Origin of the sequence: Variovorax sp. NFACC27 (genome assembly GCF_048301545.1) — a bacterium.
Taxonomy (GTDB): domain Bacteria; phylum Pseudomonadota; class Gammaproteobacteria; order Burkholderiales; family Burkholderiaceae_C; genus Variovorax; species Variovorax gossypii.
Window position 1 is genome coordinate 7,068,024 of the sequence record NZ_CP157613.1, and the last position, 16,485, is coordinate 7,084,508.

A 16,485-nucleotide genomic window follows, 5' to 3' on the forward strand; every position below is an offset into this window, starting at 1 on the left:
AGAAAGAAAGAGGGGCTGCCGCCGCCGCTTCAGCGGTAGCGGCGCACCACCGACTCGGCCACGCAGGCCGGCTTGGCGGCGCCTTCGAGTTCGATGGTGGTTTCCCAGGTCATCTGGAAACCGTCATCGGCAATGGGCTCGGCCGTCAGCAGCTTCATGCGGGCCCGCAGGCGCTTGCCCACCGGCACCGGCGACATGAAGCGCACCTTGTTCAGGCCGTAGTTCACGCCCATGCGCGACTCGACCACGTCGAGCGCCGTCTCGTAGAAGCGCGGCAGCAGCGACAGCGTGAGAAAGCCGTGCGCGATCGGCCCGCCGAAGGGGCCGGCCTTGGCCCGCTCGATGTCGACATGGATCCACTGGTGGTCGCCCGTCGCCTCGGCGAACTGGTTGACCTGCTCCTGCGTGATGGCGATCCAGTCGCTCACGGCGACCTCCTGGCCGACGCAGGCGGCGAGATCCTGAAGGGTCTGGAATGTCTTTTTGGTCATGCGGGGCATTCTGGCGTCTGGGGCTGCCGCGCGGCTGTCGGCCTTGCGACAACCGGGCTCAGGGAAAACCGGGATCGGCTCAGGCGTCGAGCCACTCGCAGATCGGCTGCCACTGCTCCAGGTCGCGCTGCACGCGACCGGGCGCGATGTCGAACAGCGTGAGCCCGCGCGCCGCGAGCTGCACGTAGTTCTGCGTGTCGCGCAGCTCGCCGATCACCGGCACGCCGAGCCCCGCGATGAACTCGTGGAGCCGGTCGGCCGCCAGCGTGCGTGCGTTCACGCGCATGCCGACGAGGCCGATCTTCGTCTTCTCGGCGCGGCGGTTCTCCTGCAGCCGGTCGAGGAAGTCGCGCGTCGCGTAGATGTCGAAGATGCTCGGCTGCAGCGGCACGATCACCCGGTCGGCCAGCGCCAGCACTTCCTTGAAGCGCCAGCCGTGCAGGCCGGCGGGCGTGTCGAGCACCGCGTGCGTGGTGCCGCGCGGCGGGCGCACCACGGTGCTTTCCCCGGTGGCTTCCCAGGTGGAGATGGTCCGGGCCATCGGCGGGCGCAGGCCCAGCCAGAGCCGGGAGGATTGCTGGCGGTCCACGTCGCCCAGCATCACGGCGTGGCCGCGGCTCGCGAAATAGCCCGCGACGTTCGTCGCGATCGTCGACTTGCCCACGCCTCCCTTGGGATTGGCGACCAGAACCACCGGCATAGATGCACTCCTCCAGAACGGCAATAGCGGGGATGTTAGTCGCTGGCGCGTTTTTGCCCGGCGAAACGCCTGCCAGCGTGCTCTTGAGATATGTTCGCGGGATGACGACAACAACATCCACGGGAACCCCCGCCGACCGCCCGGACGGCGGTTCCGGCGGCATCTACGTGCTGGCCGCCCACCCCCACTGGCGCGACTCGCGCGTCAACCGGCGCATGCTCGCCGCCGCTCGCGCCGTGCCCGGCGTCGACGTCAACGATCTCTACGGCAGCTATCCCGACTTCGCCATCGACGTCGAGGCAGAGCAGGCCCGGCTCGCCCGGGCCAGCCTGGTGGTGCTGCTGCACCCGATCCACTGGTACTCGATGCCCGCGCTGCAGAAGCTCTGGCTCGACGACGTGCTCTCCTACGGCTGGGCCTACGGCCCCGGCGGCACGGCGCTGCAGGGCAAGGACCTCTGGCTGGTCGCCACCACGGGCAGCCCCGAGGCGAGCTACCACCCGCAGAACTACCACCGCTACTTCTTCGACGCCTTCCTGCCGCCCTACGAGCAGACCGCCGCGCTGTGCGGCATGCGCTTTTTGCCGCCGCTGATCTTCTACGGCGCGCGCAGCGCCAGCGAGGCCGACGTGAAGTCCCACGTCGAGACCTTCGCCCAGCGCCTGGGCAGCTACCCCGACTGGCCCGAGATCGAGGAGATCGACGTCTGCGTGTCCTGCCCCGTACCCGAAAGCGACCGGCCGGCCGACAACGACGACGTCGCCAAGGTGGTCTCCAATGCCTTCCAGGCGGCGATGTCCCACGGCCTGGCTACCGCGACGGCCACCGCCTCCGCGGACGACAACGGCAGGAAGGCGCCCTGAATGGAACACGCACCCGCCTGGCTGACCAACAGCCTGATCTACCTGAGCGCCGCCGTGCTGGTGGTGCCGCTTTCGAAGGCCCTGGGCCTCGGCTCGATCATCGGCTACCTCGTGGCCGGCATCGCCATCGGTCCCTGGGGCCTGGGACTCGTTTCCAGCGTCGAGGACGTGCTGCATTTCGCCGAGTTCGGCGTGGTGCTGATGCTCTTCCTCGTGGGCCTTGAACTCGAGCCCAGGCGCTTGTGGAACCTGCGCCGCCCCATCTTCGGCTGGGGCACGGCGCAGGTGCTTAGCTGCGCCGCGGTGCTGTTCGCGGTGGGCTGCGCGGTCGGCGCCGAATGGCGCGTGGCGCTGGTGGCTGCGCTGGGCCTGGCGCTGTCGTCCACCGCCATCGCGCTGCAGGTGTTCGGCGAGCGCAACCTGCTGAAGACGCCCAGCGGCCAGGCCGGCTTCTCGATCCTGCTGTTCCAGGACGTGGCGGCCATTCCGATCCTCGCACTGCTGCCGCTGCTGGCCGGCGCCACAGCGGCCGAACAATCGATCACCGGGCTGGAGCGCGCGCTGGAGGCCGCCAAGATCATCGGCGTGATCGGCGGCATCATCCTCGGCGGCCGGCTGCTGCTGCGCCCCATCCTGCGCTGGATCGCGCGCAGCGACACGCCCGAGATCTTCACCGCCGCCGCCTTGCTGCTGGTGGTGGCCATCGCGGCGCTGATGCAGCTGGTGGGCCTGTCGATGGCGCTGGGCGCCTTCCTCGCCGGCGTGCTTCTGGCGGAGAGCGAATACCGGCGCGAGCTCGAGACCGACATCGAGCCCTTCAAGGGCCTGCTGCTGGGCCTCTTCTTCATCGCGGTGGGCATGTCGATCAACTTCGGCGTGCTGGTCGCGAGCCCCTGGATCATGGCGATGCTGGTGGTCGGCTTCGTGGCCATCAAGCTGGTGGTGATCTACGCGCTGGCCAAGGCGATGGGCATTGCCTACCAGGAGCGGCCGGTGTTCACGCTGCTGCTCGCGCAGGGCGGCGAGTTCGCCTTCGTGGTTTTCCAGGCGGCGGGCCCCGACGTGCTGCCGCCGCAGGTCACCTCGCTGCTGATCGGCGCGGTGGCGCTTTCGATGCTGCTGTCGCCGCTGCTGCTGGTGCTCCTCGACAAGTTCGTGCTGCCGCGCTACAGCCAAGGCACCGGCACCCGGCTGGAGGAGATTTCGGAGCAGCAGGACGCCAAGGTACTGATCTGCGGCTTCGGCCGCTACGGCCAGATCGTCGGTCGCATGCTGATGTCGCAGGGCCTGCGCGTGACGGTGCTCGACCACGACGCCGACACCGTCGAAGGCCTGCGGCAGTTCGGCTTCCGCGTGTTCTACGGCGACGCGACGCGGCTCGACCTGCTGCGCACCGCGGGTGCGGGCACGGCCAAGGTGATCGTGGTGGCGGTGGACGACATCGAGCAGTCGCTGGAAATCGTCGACCTCGTGCAGGAGAACTTCGGGCAGGCCCGCATCATCGCCAGGGCGCGCAACGTGACGCACCTGTTCCAGCTGCGCGACCGCGGCGTGACGGAAGTCGAGCGCGAGGTGTTCGAGTCGTCGCTGCGCAGCGCGCGCGCCACGCTCGAGGCGCTGGGCTGGCCGGCGCACGAGGCACGCGAATCGGCAATGCGTTTCCGGCGCCGCAACATCAAGCTCAGCGACGAGATCTATCCGCACTACAAGGACCGCGCCAAGCTGATCGCCGCCAACAAGGCGGGCCGCCAGCAGTTCGAGGAACAGATGGCGCGCGAGCGCGAGGAGCGGCAGCGCCGCTCGGGACGCGACTGGGAACGGCTGGAGGAAGAAGAGCAGGCGGAGCAGACGCCCTGAAGCGTCTGCAGCGCCTGTAGCGCCGACTAGATCGCGACGGTCAGGTACACGCCCTCGCGCCCGACCAGCGGCGCGCGGGTCGGCATGAAGATCGTGCAGTCGTCGCAGGGGGAGCGGATCTCGTGGCCGTCGTCCACGGCGATCAGCTCGCCCTTCTGGAAGACCTCGAAGCCCAGCACCGGCCGCGCGAAGGCGAAGCTCTCCGTCTTCACCATGTGCACTTCGAGCAGGCGGAAGCGTCGCGCGGGCGCCTTCGCCGCGGCGGTCGGCGGCGGGTCGACCAGCCCCAGGTGCGCGAGGAAGCGCAGCGTGACGTCGGTGGCCAAGTCGGCCGCCGACTGGCTGAAATGCTGGCCGCACTCAACGACCACCGCACCGCCGTCGACGCCCTCCTCGCCGTGGCGGCCATACGCCGTCACACCAGTGCCGGGCGCGCCGCCCACCGGCATCACCAGATGCACCAGCGGATTGCCGACGGCAAGCGCCAACCCGGCGTTGCGCTCGAATTCCGGATAGACCCAGAAGGGCTGCACCGGCGCGCGCGTGGAATGGATGTCGAGCACGTAGTCGGCCGCGTCCAGCACCGGCCGCAGGTCGCGCGCGCGGCGCAGTTCGGGGCTGTCTTCGCTGCCGTCGAGCATGGCCTTCGACCAGATGCGGTTGAGGTTGTGCACCAGTTGGCGGTTCTCGTAGGGCCGCTCGATGTCGAAGGCGTTGTAGGCCTCGACGTTTGCAAAGCTCACGGTGAGCGTGCCGGTCTTCGGGCGCACGCCGGCGTCCAGCAGATGAGTGGCGGCGACCATGCCGCAGATCTCGTTGCCGTGGGTCAGCGCGTTGACCAGCACGTGCGGCCCCGGCCGGCCCGACTCGAAGCGGTGCACGTAGTCGATGCCGGTGTTGCCCTGCCGGTAGGCGGAGATGTCGCGCGGCAGCACCTCCAGCGGCGCGGTGTCAGGCGCGAACGATGACTCGGTCATGCTGCCGTCGCTCATTCGCCGCGGATGCCCGCGCGCTTGACCAGGTCGCCGTAGACCGCGAGCCGCTCCGACATCATGGCGGTGAACTGCGCGGGCGACTGCGCCTCGGGCGGCAGCGAGCCGCGCGACTGCAACGCCTCGACCATCGAGGGCTGGTCGGCCACCGAGCGCACGGCCTTGTGCAGCGCCTCGACGATCTCCGGCGGCGTCTTCGCGGGCGCGGCCAGGCCGATCCACGAGGTGGTGTTCAGCACCGGATAGCCCAGCTCCGCGAAGGTCGGGATGTCGGGCAGCGCCGCGACGCGGGTGGGCGCGGCCACGGCCAGCGCGCGCAGCTTTCCGGACTGGATCAGCGGCAGGAAGGGCGCCAGGTTGTCGAGGCCGAACTGCACTTCGTTCGAGATCAGCGCGGTGACCAGCGGGCCGCCGCCGCGGTACGGCACGTGCGTGGCGTTGAGCTGCAGCTGAGACTTCATCAGCTCCACGTTGAGCTGCCCCATGCTGCCCGGCCCCGCGCTGCAGAAGTTGAGCTCGCCGGGGCGCGACTTCACCAGCGCGACGAACTCCTTGAAGTTCTTCGCGGGCACGGCGGGGTTCACGAGCAGCACATTGATCGAGCGCGCGAGCTGGCTGATCGACGCGAAGTCCTTGATCGGGTCGTAGCCCGGGTTGGGCTGGGTGAGCGGGTTGGCCAGGTGCGAGCTCTGCGACGAGGCGACCAGCGTGTAGCCGTCGGGCTTGGCGCGCGCCACCTGTGCGCTGGCGATGGAGCCGCCGGCGCCGGCGCGGTTGTCGATGACCACCGGCGTGCCCAGCGCCTTGGCGAGCGGGTCGGCGTACAGCCGCGCGATCAGGTCCACGGAGCCGCCCGCCGGGAACGGCACCACCAGCGTGACCGGCCGCGAGGGCCAGGCCTGCGCCTTTGCGGCCAGCGGCAGCATCGAGGCGAGGCCGGCGGCGAGGATCTCGCGGCGGCTCAGTGCCGCGGCGGTGAAGATGGGTTCCATGGGGCGTCCTGTCGTGCAGTCAAAAGTGCGCGCATTGTTGCAAGATGATTTCAATTTTGCAATGACCATTGCAAAATCAGGCCCAACACGACTCCACGTGCAGAATGCGCGCGACCATGAACCTGAACCAACGCATCTCGGGCTACGGCAGGAAGCTCACCAAGAGCGAGCAGCGCCTGATCGACGAGTTGCAGACGCGCTACCCCCAGGGCCTGCTCGAATCTGCAACGAGCCTTGCAAAGAAGGTGGGCACCAGCGCCTCCACCGTGGTGCGGCTGCTGGCCAAGCTCGGCTACCCCAGCTATGCCGAGGCGCAGATCGAGGCCCGGTCGGAGGTGACCGCGCGGCTGTCGTCGCCGGCCACGCGCGCGGACGCCGTCATCGCCGACGACGCCTCGGTGCGCAGTTGCCTGGCCAATGCGCTGCTGCACGACCAGCACAACCTGGCCTCGACCTTCGCGGCGCTCGACGTCGCCGCCTTCGAGGGCGCCGTGCGGCTGCTCACGCAGCGCAAGGCGCGGGTGCACGTGACCGGCCAGCGGCACGCCGCCGCGCTGGCCGGCCACCTTTCGCTGCACCTGAACATGTGCCTGCCCGACGTGCGCCCCATGAGCGGCGGCGGCCCGCTGCTCATGGAAGACCAGCTGCTGTGGATCGGCGAAAACGACGTGCTGCTGGCCCTCACCTTCAGGCGCCACGCGCTCGCCACCGCGCGCGCGGCCAAGTACTTCAAGGAGAAGGGCGCGAAGGTCATCGTCATCACCGACGGCCCCTCGGTGGCTGCGGCGGCATCGGCCGACCATGTGATGCTGGCGCGCACCTCGAGCGCGTCGCCATTCGATTCGTACACGGCGGCGTTCTCGCTGTGCAACGCGCTGGTCACCGCCGTCGTGCAGCGCCGCAGGAAGGAACTGGGCGCCGCGCTCGAACGCGGCGACGCCCTGTGGGAGCAGCACTGGAACGACTCGGCCGCGCAGGCCGGGCGTTCGCGCAGGAAGCCGTCGTCAGCCGCCTGAGGCTGCGTCCAGCTTCAGCAGCCGCATCGCGTTGCCCTTGAGGATGCCGGGCATCACCTCGGGCTTGAAGCCGGCGTTCTCGAAGTCGCGCATCCAGCGGTCGGGCGTGATCAGCGGGTAGTCGCTGCCGAAGAGCACGCGATCCTTCAGCAGCGTGTTGGCGTACTGCACGAGCTGCTTCGGAAAGTACTTGGGGCTCCAGCCCGACAGGTCGATCCACACGTTGGGCTTGTGCGTGGCCACGCTCAGCGCCTCGTCCTGCCAGGGGAAGCTGGGGTGCGCCATGACGATCTGCATGTCGGGGAAGTCGATGGCCACGTCGTCCAGGTGCATCGGGTTGCTGTACTCCAGCCGCAGGCCGCCGCCGCAGCGCATGCCCGAGCCGATGCCGCTGTGGCCGGTGTGGAAGATGGCCGGCAGGCCGTATTCGGCGATCACCTCGTAGATGGGCCAGGCCATGCGGTCGTAGGGGTGGTAGCCCTGCACCGTGGGGTGGAACTTGAAGCCCTTCACGCCGTGCTCCTCGATGAGCCGGCGCGCCTCGCGCGCACCCATCTTTCCCTTGTGCGGATCGACGCTGCCGAAGGCGATCATGATGTCGCTGTTGTTCTTCGCGGCCTCGGCGATCTCCTCGTTCGGGATGCGGCGACGGCCCATGTTCGACTCCGCGTCGACCATGAACATCACCAGCCCGATCTTCCGTTCACGGTAGTACGCCACGCTCTCGGCAATGGTCGGCCGGCCGCTGGAGCCGAAGTACTTGTCGGCCGCGCGGTCGTACTCCTCGCCGTAGTTGTCGAACGGGTTCCAGCAGCTGACTTCTGCGTGGGTGTGGATGTCGATCGCGATCAGGTTCTGGTGGTCCATGTCTTGTCTCCGGTGCGGGTAAGTCCCTAGGCTCTGGGGGCTCCAAATTCCTTGAATTGATTATTTCCCATAACCATAATTCGACGCAACCCCGGACTCATCATGACCAATCCAGACCTTCAACTCGACATCCGCGACGAAGTCGCCATCGTCCGCCTGACGCGCGGTTCCAAGCGCAACGCGCTGTCCGACGGACTGATCCTCGCCCTGCGCGACACCTTCGAGAAGCTGCCCTCCAGCGTGCGCGCGGCGGTGATCGACGGCGAGGGCCCGCACTTCTGCGCCGGCCTCGACCTGAGCGAGCTGAAGGAGCGCGACGCCGGCCAGGGCATGCAGCACTCGCGCCTGTGGCACGGCGCGCTCGACCTGATCCAGCACGGCCCGGTGCCGGTGATCGCGGCGCTGCACGGCGCGGTGGTGGGTGGCGGGCTCGAGCTGGCCAGCGCCTGCCACATCCGCGTGGCCGACCGCTCCACCTTCTACGCGCTGCCCGAGGGCTCGCGCGGCATCTTCGTGGGCGGCGGCGGCTCGGTGCGCATTCCGAAGCTGATCGGCGTGGCCCGCATGACCGACATGATGATGACCGGCCGCGTCTACAACGCCGAGGAAGGCGAGCGCGCCAACTTCGCCCAGTATCTCGTCGACGAGGGCCAGGCCTTCGACAAGGCCTTCGAGCTCGCGAAGCGCGTGGCCACCAACGCGCCGCTCACCAACTACGCGCTGATGCACGCCCTGCCGCGCATCTCAGAGCAGTCGGCCGACCACGGCTTCTTCACCGAGGCGCTGATCTCGGGCATCACGCAGGCCGCGCCCGAAGCCAAGCAGCGCGTGCGCGACTTCCTCGAAGGGCGTGCCGCGAAAGTGAGCAAGGGATGAGCGCCGTCCGATACCGCCCGCTGGTCTTCGGCGTCACCCGCGCTGTGCTGCGCGACGGCGCGCCGGGCACGCAGTACCTGAGCGCCGAAACGCAGCTCGAGCCCTACCGCGAGCGCATGACCGACCGCCTCGCCTACTGGGCCGAGCGCACGCCCGATCGCATCTTCATCGCCCGCCGCGAACGGCTGGCCGACGGCAGCACCGGCGACTGGCTGCGCGTGAACTACGCGCAGGCGCTGGAGGAAGCACGCGGTATCGGACAAGCCCTGCTGGACCGCGGCCTGAGCGCCGACCGCCCAGTCGCGATCCTCAGCGAGAACGGCATCGAGCACGCGCTGATGGCGCTGGGCTGCCTCTACGCCGGCGTGCCCTACTGCCCCGTGTCGCCGCCCTACTCGCTGGTAAGCCAGGACTTCGAGAAGCTGCGCCACGTCTTCGACACGCTCACGCCGGGCCTCGTTTTCGCGAGCGACGCCGCGCGCTTCGCCAAGGCCATCGCCGCAGTCGTGCCGGCCGGCACCGAAGTCGTGCTGGCGCAGGGCACGCTCGAAGGCCGCCCCACCACCGCGTTCGACGCACTGGCCTCGACGCCCGCCACGCCCGCCATCGACGCGGCGATGCGCGCGACCGGCCCCGACACCATCACCAAGTTCCTCTTCACCTCGGGCTCGACCAAGATGCCCAAGGCGGTGATCAACACGCACCGCATGTGGTGCGCCAACCAGCAGCAGCTGCGCCAGTCGATTCCCGCGCTGGGCGACGAGCCGCCGGTGCTGGTCGACTGGCTGCCCTGGAACCACACCTTCGGCGGCAACCACAACGTGGGCATCGTGCTGGACAACGGCGGCACGCTCTACATCGACGACGGCAAGCCCACGCCCGCCGGCATGGCCGAGACGCTGCGCAACCTGCGCGAGATCGCGCCCACCATCTACTTCAACGTGCCCACCGGCTTCGAGGCCATCGCGCAGGCGATGGAAACCGACGCGGTGCTGCGCCGCAACCTGCTGTCGCGCGTGAAGATGTTCTTCTACTCGGGCGCGGCGCTGTCGCAGCCGGTGTGGGACAGCCTGCACCGCACGCAGGAGTCGGAAGTCGGCGAACGCATCGTGATGGGCACGGGCCTGGGCATGACCGAATCGGGCCCCTTCGCGCTCTACGTGACCGGCCCCGACGTGAAGTCGGGCGACGTGGGCCTGCCCGCGCCCGGCATCGAGCTCAAGCTGATCGAGGTCGACGGCAAGACCGAGGTGCGCTACCGCGGCCCCAACATCACGCCCGGCTACTGGCGCGCGCCCGAGGCCACTGCCGAGTCCTTCGACGAGGAAGGCTTCTTCTCCACCGGCGACGCCGTGAAGTGGATAGCCGAAGACAACATCCATCGCGGCCTGCGCTTCGACGGCCGCATCGCGGAAGACTTCAAGCTCGCCACCGGCACCTTCGTGAGCGTAGGCCCGATGCGCGCGAAGATCATCGCGGCCGGCGCGCCCTACGTGCAGGACGCGGTGCTGACCGGCATCAACCTGAAGGAAGTCGGCGCGCTGATCTTCCCGACGCAGAAGGTGCGGCAGCTCGCCGGCCTGAGCGCCGACGCATCCATGCGCGAGGTGCTCGAGAGCGCCCCCGTGCAGGCGCACTTCCAGCAGGTCGTCGACACGCTGGCCGCCGGCGCCACCGGCAGCGCCAACCGCATCGCGCGGCTGCACCTGATGGCCGAACCGCCGTCCATCGACAAGGGCGAGGTCACCGACAAGGGCTCCATCAACCAGCGCGCCGTGCTCAAGCACCGCGCCGCGCTGGCCGATGCGATGCACGACGGCAGCCTGCCCTTCACCCTCAAGCCCCGCTAGACATTCCAGGAGACGACACACCATGAAGATCGAAGGACAAGCCGCACTGGTCACCGGCGGCGCATCGGGCCTCGGCGAAGCCACCGCGCGCGAACTCGCGCGGCTGGGCGCGAAGGTCGCGGTGCTCGACCGCAACGCCGAACTCGCCGCGAAGGTAGCGGCCGACATCGGCGGCATTGCATGCGCCTGCGACATCACCGACACCGACAGCGTGGTCGCCGCGCTCGACAAGGCCGAGGCCGCGCACGGCCCCGCGCGCATCCTGATGAACGTGGCCGGCATCGGCAGCGCCAAGCGCATCGTCGGCAAGGACGGCAGCCCCGCGCCGCTCGAAGACTTCGTGCGCGTGGTCAACATCAACCTGATCGGCGGCTACAACATGGCGCGCCTGTTCGCCGCGCGCTGCGCGAAGCTCGACGCGCTCGACAACGGCGAGAAGGGCGTGATGCTCTTCACCGCCTCGGTCGCCGCCTTCGACGGCCAGGTGGGCCAGCAGGCCTACAGCGCCTCCAAGGGCGGCCTGGTCGGCATGACGCTGCCGATGGCACGCGACCTCGCGCAGCACGCCATCCGCGTGTGCACCGTGGCGCCGGGCATCTTCGCCACGCCGCTGCTGCTGGAGCTGCCCGAGCCGGTGCAGCAGTCGCTGGCCGCGTCGATTCCGTTCCCGCCGCGCCTGGGCAAGCCCTCGGAGTTCGCCGAGCTGGCCTGCCACATCGTCACCAACGGCCACCTCAACGGCGAGGTGATCCGCATCGACGGCGCCCTGCGCATGGCGCCGCGCTGATTCCGATTCCAGTCAGCCACCGCAAACCAGGAGACAAGACCATGACCAACAGACGCCAGTTCGTGACGGCGCTCGGCGGCACCGCCGCCATCGCCGCCCTGCATCCCTTCGCCGCGCTCGCCCAGGCGGTGCAGCAGGTAGTGAAGATCTACTACGGCTTCCCGGCCGGCAGCGCCGGAGACAGCGTGGCGCGCCGCGTGGCCGAGAAGCTGGGCGACACGCCCTTCACGAAGGTCAATCCGGTGGTCGAGAACAAGCCGGGCGCCGGCGGGCGCATCGCGCTCGACACGCTCAAGAGCTCGGTGGCCGACGGGTCGGTGCTGTGCCTCGCGCAGGCTTCGGCGCTGTCGATCTATCCGCACATCTACACCAAGCTGGGCTACGGCATGGCCGACTTCGCGCCGATCTCCATCGGCGCGGTGATGACGCACGCACTGACCGTCGGGCCCGCCGTGCCCGCGAGCGTGAAGACGCTGAAGGACTTCGTCGCATGGGCCAAGGCCAACCCCGGCCAGGCCAGCTACGGCTCGCCGGGCGCGGGCTCCACGCCACACTTCCTGGGCGCGCTGCTGGGCCTGAACAGCGGCGCCGACCTGCGCCACGTGCCCTATCGCGGCTCGCTGCCGGCCATCAACGACGTGGTGGGCGGCCAGATCGCATCGAGCATGACGCCCGCCGGCGACGCCATTCCCTTCGCCAAGGCCGGCAAGCTTCGCGTGCTCGCCATGTCGGGCTCGCAGCGCGCGGCCTATCTGCCCGACGTGCCGACCTTCACCGAGCAGGGCTTCCCCGAGATCGTGGCCGACGAATGGTTCGGCTTCTTCGCGCCGGCGAAGACGCCCACGGCCGTCATCACGGCCGCGAGCACGGCGATCCAGACCGCGCTGAAGGACAAGAGCGTGGCCGACGGCCTGCTGTCGGTGGGGCTTCTGGCCCACGGCTCCTCGCCGGAGGACATGCGCAAGTCGCTGCAGTCCGAGTACGAACGCTGGGGTCCGCTGGTCAAGAAGATCGGCTTCACGGCCGAATCCTGATTCGCCGATTCGTTCTCCTGCTTCCCTGCCCCGATGGATTACAAGCCCCGCCCCGAAGACGTCCGGTTCATCCTGAACGAAGTGCTCGACGCGCCCGCGCGCCTGGCCGCGCTCGCCCCCTTCGCGGAGGTCGACGAGGCGCTGCATGCGCAGGTGCTCGAGGAAGCCGGGCGCTTCGTCGGCGAGGTGGTGGCGCCCATCAACCGCGGCGGCGACGAGACCGGCTGCCGCTTCGCCGATGGCCAGGTCGCCTCGCCGCCGGGTTTTCGCGAGGCCTACCAGGCCTTCGTCGACGGCGGCTGGCCTGCTCTCTCCGCCGCGCCGGAAGACGGCGGCCAGGGCCTGCCCGCCGCGCTCGAAGCCGTTCTCTACGAATGGCTGGCCGCCGCCAACCACGGGCTCACGATGGCGCCCGGCCTGCTGCACGGCGCGTACGCCTGCCTCAAGCACCACGGCAGCGAGGAGTTGAAGCAGCGCTATCTGTCGAAGATCGCGACCGGCGAATGGCTCGCGACCATGTGCCTCACCGAAGCGCACGCAGGCAGCGACCTGGGCCAGGTGCGCACACGCGCCGTGCCGCAGGCCGACGGCAGCCTGCGGGTAAGCGGCGGCAAGATCTTCATCTCGGGCGGCGAGCACGACCTGACGCCCAACATCGTCCATCTCGTGTTGTGCCGGCTGCCCGATGCGCCGGCCGGGCCCAAGGGCCTGTCGCTGGCGCTGGTGCCCAAGCTGCTGCCCGACGGCGCGCGCAACGCGGTGCACTGCGAGCGCATCGAGGAAAAGATGGGCCTTCACGGCAGCCCCACCTGCACGATGCGCTTCGACGAGGCCACCGGCTGGCTGGTCGGCGAGCCCGGCCGCGGGCTGGCTGCGATGTTCGTGATGATGAATTCGGCGCGCCTGCACGTGGCGCTGCAGGGCATCGGCCTGCTCGACGCCGCCTGGCAGAAGGCCGACGCCTATGCCGCCGAGCGCCGCCAGATGCGCGCGCCCGGCCCCGTGCCCGCCAGCCGCGGCGGCGAGAGCACCGACCTGATCGCCGAGCACCCGGCCGTGCGCCGCATCCTCGACACGCAGCGCGCCTGGATCGACGGCGCGCGCACCATCGCCTACCGCAGCGCGCTGATGCTCGACGTGGCCGCGCACGACGCCGACCCGAAGGCGCGCGAGCGCGCACAGCGCTGGTGTTCGTTCGTCACGCCGGTGCTCAAGGCCGCGTGCACACACCAGGCCTTCCACGGCGCGAGCGAATGCCTGCAGGTGTTCGGCGGCCACGGCTACGTGCGCGAATGGGGCATCGAGCAGATAGTTCGCGATTCGCGCGTGACGATGATCTACGAGGGCACCAACGAGATCCAGGCCATCGACCTGCTGGTACGCAAGGTGCTGCCCGACGGCGGCGCCGGCATGTCGGCGGTGCTGCTGGAGCTGCGCGACACGCTGGACGCCTCGCGCGAGGCCGACGCCGACGTGCAACGCCGGCTGGCGCAGCTGCGCTACCTGGGCACCACCGTCGCAATGGCAGCGCATGCCAATCCGGTGCTGCCGTACGAGGTGGCCGACGACTACCTGCGCGCGACCATGCTCGCCATGCTGGCGTGGGCCTGGGCCCGCATCGAGGCGGCCTCGCCCGGCGACGCGGAGAAGGCTCGCGTGGCGGCCGCCTTCAGGCGCTGGGTGCTGCCCGAATTCGAGATGCGGATGGGCATCGTCAAGAAGGCCTGCGAGACGGTCGCCCTGACGCATGCGGCCGAGCCCGCCGGCGCTGTCTCCAACTAGCCACTGAAACCTCTCGTTGCAGTGCGCCCGCGGTTACGCTCGGGCCATGGCCTCCACCCCGAAATCCGCCCCCGCGAAAGCCGAGCAGGCCGCCGTGCCGCAAGGCAGGCCCGACCGGCTCGACGCGCGCATGCTCGAAGCCCTGGTCGGCTACAACGCCCGCCGGGCGTGGCTGATCGTCAGCGCCTTCTTCGCGGAGCGCATGGCGCCCTACGGGCTCAAGCAGATCGATTTCTCGGTGCTGTCGCTGCTGGCGCACAACCCCGGCGCCACCTCGCGGCAGCTGTGCAATGCGCTGGAAATACTTCCGCCGAATCTCGTGAGCCTGGTGGCCACGCTGGACAGCCGGGGGTTGATCGAACGTCGCCCGCATCCGCATGACGGCCGCGCCGTGGGACTGCACCTCACGCCGGCGGGCGAGTCGCTCATCCGCGAAGCCGAGCAGACCGTGGTGCAACTGGAGGCCGACGCCAGCGCCAAGCTCACCGCGCGGGAGCGCGAGACGCTGATACGGCTGCTGCAGAAGATCTATCTGTAGCGCAGGCCGCGGGCCTCAGAGGCCCCGCTCGACCATGTCGATGAGCTGCTGGCCCAGCTTGTAGGTTGCCTCGGCCGGCATCTCGCGCAGCGGCCCGTCGATGATGAGCAGCGCCAGGCCGTGCACCGCGCTCCACGCGCAGTACTCGGCGTTCGGGCGCCGCGCCGGGTCGAGCACGCCGGCGTCCACCAGCCGGTCGATGGCCTTGCCCAGGAGCTGGAACGAGTCCAGCCCGCTCGCGCCCGCCTTGCCGGGGCCCAGTTCGCCGCTGCCCTCGTCGGAGATCACGAAGGCCGTGCGGAACAGGCCGGGCTCCGCCTGGGCGAAGCGCAAGTAGGCCGTGCCGATGGCGCGCACCTGCCCGCGCGCGAAGTCGGCGGGAGGCTGGTCGCAGGGCTGCGCCGCCAGTTCCTTTTCCATCGCGACCGCCGCGGCGGCCAGCGCCGCCTCGCGCACCGCCAGCAACAGCTCGTGGCGGCTGCCGAAATGCCGGTACGCCGCGTTGGGCACCACGCCGGCGCGCCGGGTCGCTTCTCGCAACACCACCGCGCCGGGGCCGCCGTCGCGGGCCAGTTCTATGCCTGCTTCCAGCAGCGCGCGGCGCAGATCGCCATGGCGATAAGTGCTGCGGGCGGGCGGCAGGCTGTCGGGGACGTTGTTGAGCTTCATTGCATCTCCATGTGGACACTGTCCATTATCTCTGCTATTCTTTGTGGACGGTGTACACAAAGTAATCCGATTGTTTGCGGCCCGTTGCACCGGGGGCCTCCGAGTCACCTCTTCAGTCCAAAGGAATCGTCATGAAAGTCCAGTCTTACCTCTCGTTCGAAGGCCGCTGCGACGAAGCGCTCGGCTTCTACAAGAAGGCGCTCGGCGCCGAAGTCACCCAGCTCATGCGCTACGAGGAAGCGCCCGCGGGCGCCCCGTCGGAAAACGCCGAGACCGGTTGTGCCGGCGGCATGCCGCAGCCGGACAAGGTGATGCACGCCGTGTTCCGCATCGGCGAAACCGAGCTGATGGCATCCGACGGCGGCTGCTCGGGCAAGGCCGAGTTCAAGGGCGTCATGCTCGCGCTCACCGCCAACACCGACACCGAGGTCGTCAAGTGGTTCAACGCGCTGGCCGAAGGCGGCCAGGTCATGCAGCCGCTGATCCCGACCTTCTTCACCTCCAACTTCGGCATGCTGACCGACCGCTTCGGCGTGGGCTGGCTGCTGGTCGTCGCGCAGCCGACCTGACCGTCGGCCTTTCCCCCCGCACCCCGATCTCCAGAGAAAGCTCCCGCCATGCTCAAGAAAATCGCCCTCGTCGTCGTGCTCGCGATCGCCGCGCTGCTGATCTACGCCGCCACCCGGCCCGACACCTTCCGCGTCGAACGCACCGCTCGCATCGAGGCCCCGGCCGAGAAGATCTTTCCGCTGATCGACGACTTCCACCGCTGGGGCACCTGGTCGCCCTACGAGAAGCTCGATCCCGCCATGAAGCGCAGCTTCGGCGGCAGCGCGAGCGGCAAGGGCGCGACCTATGCCTGGGAAGGCAACGACAAGGCGGGAGCGGGCCGCATGGAGATCGTGGAGTCGGCGCCTTCGTCGAAGGTCGCGATCAAGCTCGACTTCATCAAGCCCTTCGAGGGCCACAACACGGCCGAATTCACGCTGCAGCCCCAGGGCGGCGCAACGCAGGTCACCTGGGCCATGTACGGCCCGAGCCCCTACGTGGCAAAGCTCATGGGCATCTTCTTCAACATGGACCAGATGATCGGCAAGGACTTCGAAACAGGCCTGGCCAATCTCAAGGCGGCTACCGAAAAGTAGTCAGCGAACACAACCAGTCATCCAAG

General features: G+C 69.2%; 17 protein-coding genes. 11 read left to right on the top strand and 6 right to left on the bottom strand.

All coding sequences use genetic code 11. The features are described 5' to 3' along the window. Nucleotides 1–29: 29 nt before the first annotated feature. Together ABL840_RS33145 and ABL840_RS33150 are read right to left on the bottom strand one after the other, a co-directional pair. Entirely contained in the window at nucleotides 30–500 is a 471-nt protein-coding gene (locus ABL840_RS33145) for a MaoC family dehydratase (RefSeq protein ID WP_093206665.1), read from the bottom strand. Nucleotides 501–570: 70 nt separating this feature from the next. Then, nucleotides 571–1,191 carry a ParA family protein gene (locus ABL840_RS33150; RefSeq protein ID WP_093304246.1) on the bottom strand — a complete coding sequence of 207 codons (621 nt, stop codon included), beginning with the start codon at nucleotides 1,189–1,191 and terminating at the stop codon, nucleotides 571–573. 101 nt (nucleotides 1,192–1,292) lie between these two features. Between ABL840_RS33150 and ABL840_RS33155 the strand changes: the two genes are divergently transcribed. Together ABL840_RS33155 and kefC are read left to right on the top strand one after the other, a co-directional pair. Then, complete coding sequence (locus ABL840_RS33155; protein WP_093304249.1) at nucleotides 1,293–2,054, top strand: NAD(P)H-dependent oxidoreductase; 762 nt, start codon at nucleotides 1,293–1,295, stop codon at nucleotides 2,052–2,054. Then, the gene (gene kefC, locus ABL840_RS33160) at nucleotides 2,055–3,911 is read left to right on the top strand and encodes a glutathione-regulated potassium-efflux system protein KefC (RefSeq protein WP_093206662.1); all 1,857 of its coding nucleotides are present in this window, start codon (nucleotides 2,055–2,057) and stop codon (nucleotides 3,909–3,911) included. It abuts the gene before it with no gap. A 26-nt stretch (nucleotides 3,912–3,937) separates the two neighbouring features. On the opposite strand, the gene ABL840_RS33165 is transcribed toward kefC, so the two are convergent. Together ABL840_RS33165 and ABL840_RS33170 are read right to left on the bottom strand one after the other, a co-directional pair. Next, a complete protein-coding gene (locus ABL840_RS33165) occupies nucleotides 3,938–4,888 on the bottom strand; it encodes a succinylglutamate desuccinylase/aspartoacylase domain-containing protein (protein WP_093304732.1) in 951 nt (316 codons plus the stop codon). An 11-nt stretch (nucleotides 4,889–4,899) separates the two neighbouring features. Continuing rightward, nucleotides 4,900–5,895, bottom strand: a complete 996-nt coding sequence (locus ABL840_RS33170) for a Bug family tripartite tricarboxylate transporter substrate binding protein (RefSeq protein ID WP_093304251.1) — start codon at nucleotides 5,893–5,895, stop codon at nucleotides 4,900–4,902. A gap of 116 nt (nucleotides 5,896–6,011) precedes the next feature. Between ABL840_RS33170 and ABL840_RS33175 the strand changes: the two genes are divergently transcribed. Beyond that, nucleotides 6,012–6,911, top strand: coding sequence for a MurR/RpiR family transcriptional regulator (locus tag ABL840_RS33175; RefSeq protein WP_093206718.1), 900 nt, complete (start codon nucleotides 6,012–6,014; stop codon nucleotides 6,909–6,911). Here ABL840_RS33175 and ABL840_RS33180 read toward each other — a convergent pair. Next, on the bottom strand, nucleotides 6,900–7,778 hold the full coding sequence (locus ABL840_RS33180) for an amidohydrolase family protein (protein ID WP_093304253.1): 879 nt from the start codon (nucleotides 7,776–7,778) through the stop codon (nucleotides 6,900–6,902). The genes ABL840_RS33175 and ABL840_RS33180 overlap by 12 nt on opposite strands. Nucleotides 7,779–7,880: 102 nt before the next feature. Here ABL840_RS33180 and ABL840_RS33185 point away from each other — a divergent pair, with 102 nt between their 5' ends. Genes ABL840_RS33185 through ABL840_RS33210 form a run of 6 tightly spaced genes read left to right on the top strand, consistent with a single transcriptional unit; the run spans nucleotide 7,881 to nucleotide 14,645 of the window. After that, nucleotides 7,881–8,654, top strand: coding sequence for a crotonase/enoyl-CoA hydratase family protein (locus ABL840_RS33185; protein ID WP_093304255.1), 774 nt, complete (start codon nucleotides 7,881–7,883; stop codon nucleotides 8,652–8,654). Continuing rightward, complete coding sequence (locus ABL840_RS33190; RefSeq protein WP_093304258.1) at nucleotides 8,651–10,504, top strand: feruloyl-CoA synthase; 1,854 nt, start codon at nucleotides 8,651–8,653, stop codon at nucleotides 10,502–10,504. The genes ABL840_RS33185 and ABL840_RS33190 overlap by 4 nt, the downstream gene beginning before the upstream one ends. Nucleotides 10,505–10,526: 22 nt before the next feature. Beyond that, nucleotides 10,527–11,291 (top strand): SDR family NAD(P)-dependent oxidoreductase, encoded by a 765-nt coding sequence (locus ABL840_RS33195; protein ID WP_093304260.1) that lies wholly within the window; start codon nucleotides 10,527–10,529, stop codon nucleotides 11,289–11,291. A gap of 41 nt (nucleotides 11,292–11,332) precedes the next feature. After that, nucleotides 11,333–12,325 (top strand): Bug family tripartite tricarboxylate transporter substrate binding protein, encoded by a 993-nt coding sequence (locus ABL840_RS33200; RefSeq protein ID WP_093304262.1) that lies wholly within the window; start codon nucleotides 11,333–11,335, stop codon nucleotides 12,323–12,325. Nucleotides 12,326–12,358: 33 nt separating this feature from the next. Continuing rightward, nucleotides 12,359–14,107: an acyl-CoA dehydrogenase family protein gene (locus ABL840_RS33205; protein WP_093304265.1), complete on the top strand. Its 1,749-nt coding sequence runs from the start codon at nucleotides 12,359–12,361 to the stop codon at nucleotides 14,105–14,107. A 46-nt stretch (nucleotides 14,108–14,153) separates the two neighbouring features. Continuing rightward, a complete protein-coding gene (locus ABL840_RS33210; protein ID WP_093206653.1) occupies nucleotides 14,154–14,645 on the top strand; it encodes a MarR family winged helix-turn-helix transcriptional regulator in 492 nt (163 codons plus the stop codon). Between the two features lie 15 nt (nucleotides 14,646–14,660). Here the strand turns inward: ABL840_RS33210 and ABL840_RS33215 are convergent, their stop codons facing one another. Then, nucleotides 14,661–15,314, bottom strand: coding sequence for a TetR/AcrR family transcriptional regulator (locus ABL840_RS33215; RefSeq protein WP_093206652.1), 654 nt, complete (start codon nucleotides 15,312–15,314; stop codon nucleotides 14,661–14,663). Between the two features lie 131 nt (nucleotides 15,315–15,445). On the opposite strand from ABL840_RS33215, the gene ABL840_RS33220 reads away from it, so the two are divergent. After that, complete coding sequence (locus tag ABL840_RS33220) at nucleotides 15,446–15,883, top strand: VOC family protein (RefSeq protein WP_093304268.1); 438 nt, start codon at nucleotides 15,446–15,448, stop codon at nucleotides 15,881–15,883. A gap of 48 nt (nucleotides 15,884–15,931) precedes the next feature. Then, nucleotides 15,932–16,459, top strand: a complete 528-nt coding sequence (locus ABL840_RS33225) for an SRPBCC family protein (RefSeq protein ID WP_093206650.1) — start codon at nucleotides 15,932–15,934, stop codon at nucleotides 16,457–16,459. Nucleotides 16,460–16,485: the final 26 nt, after the last annotated feature.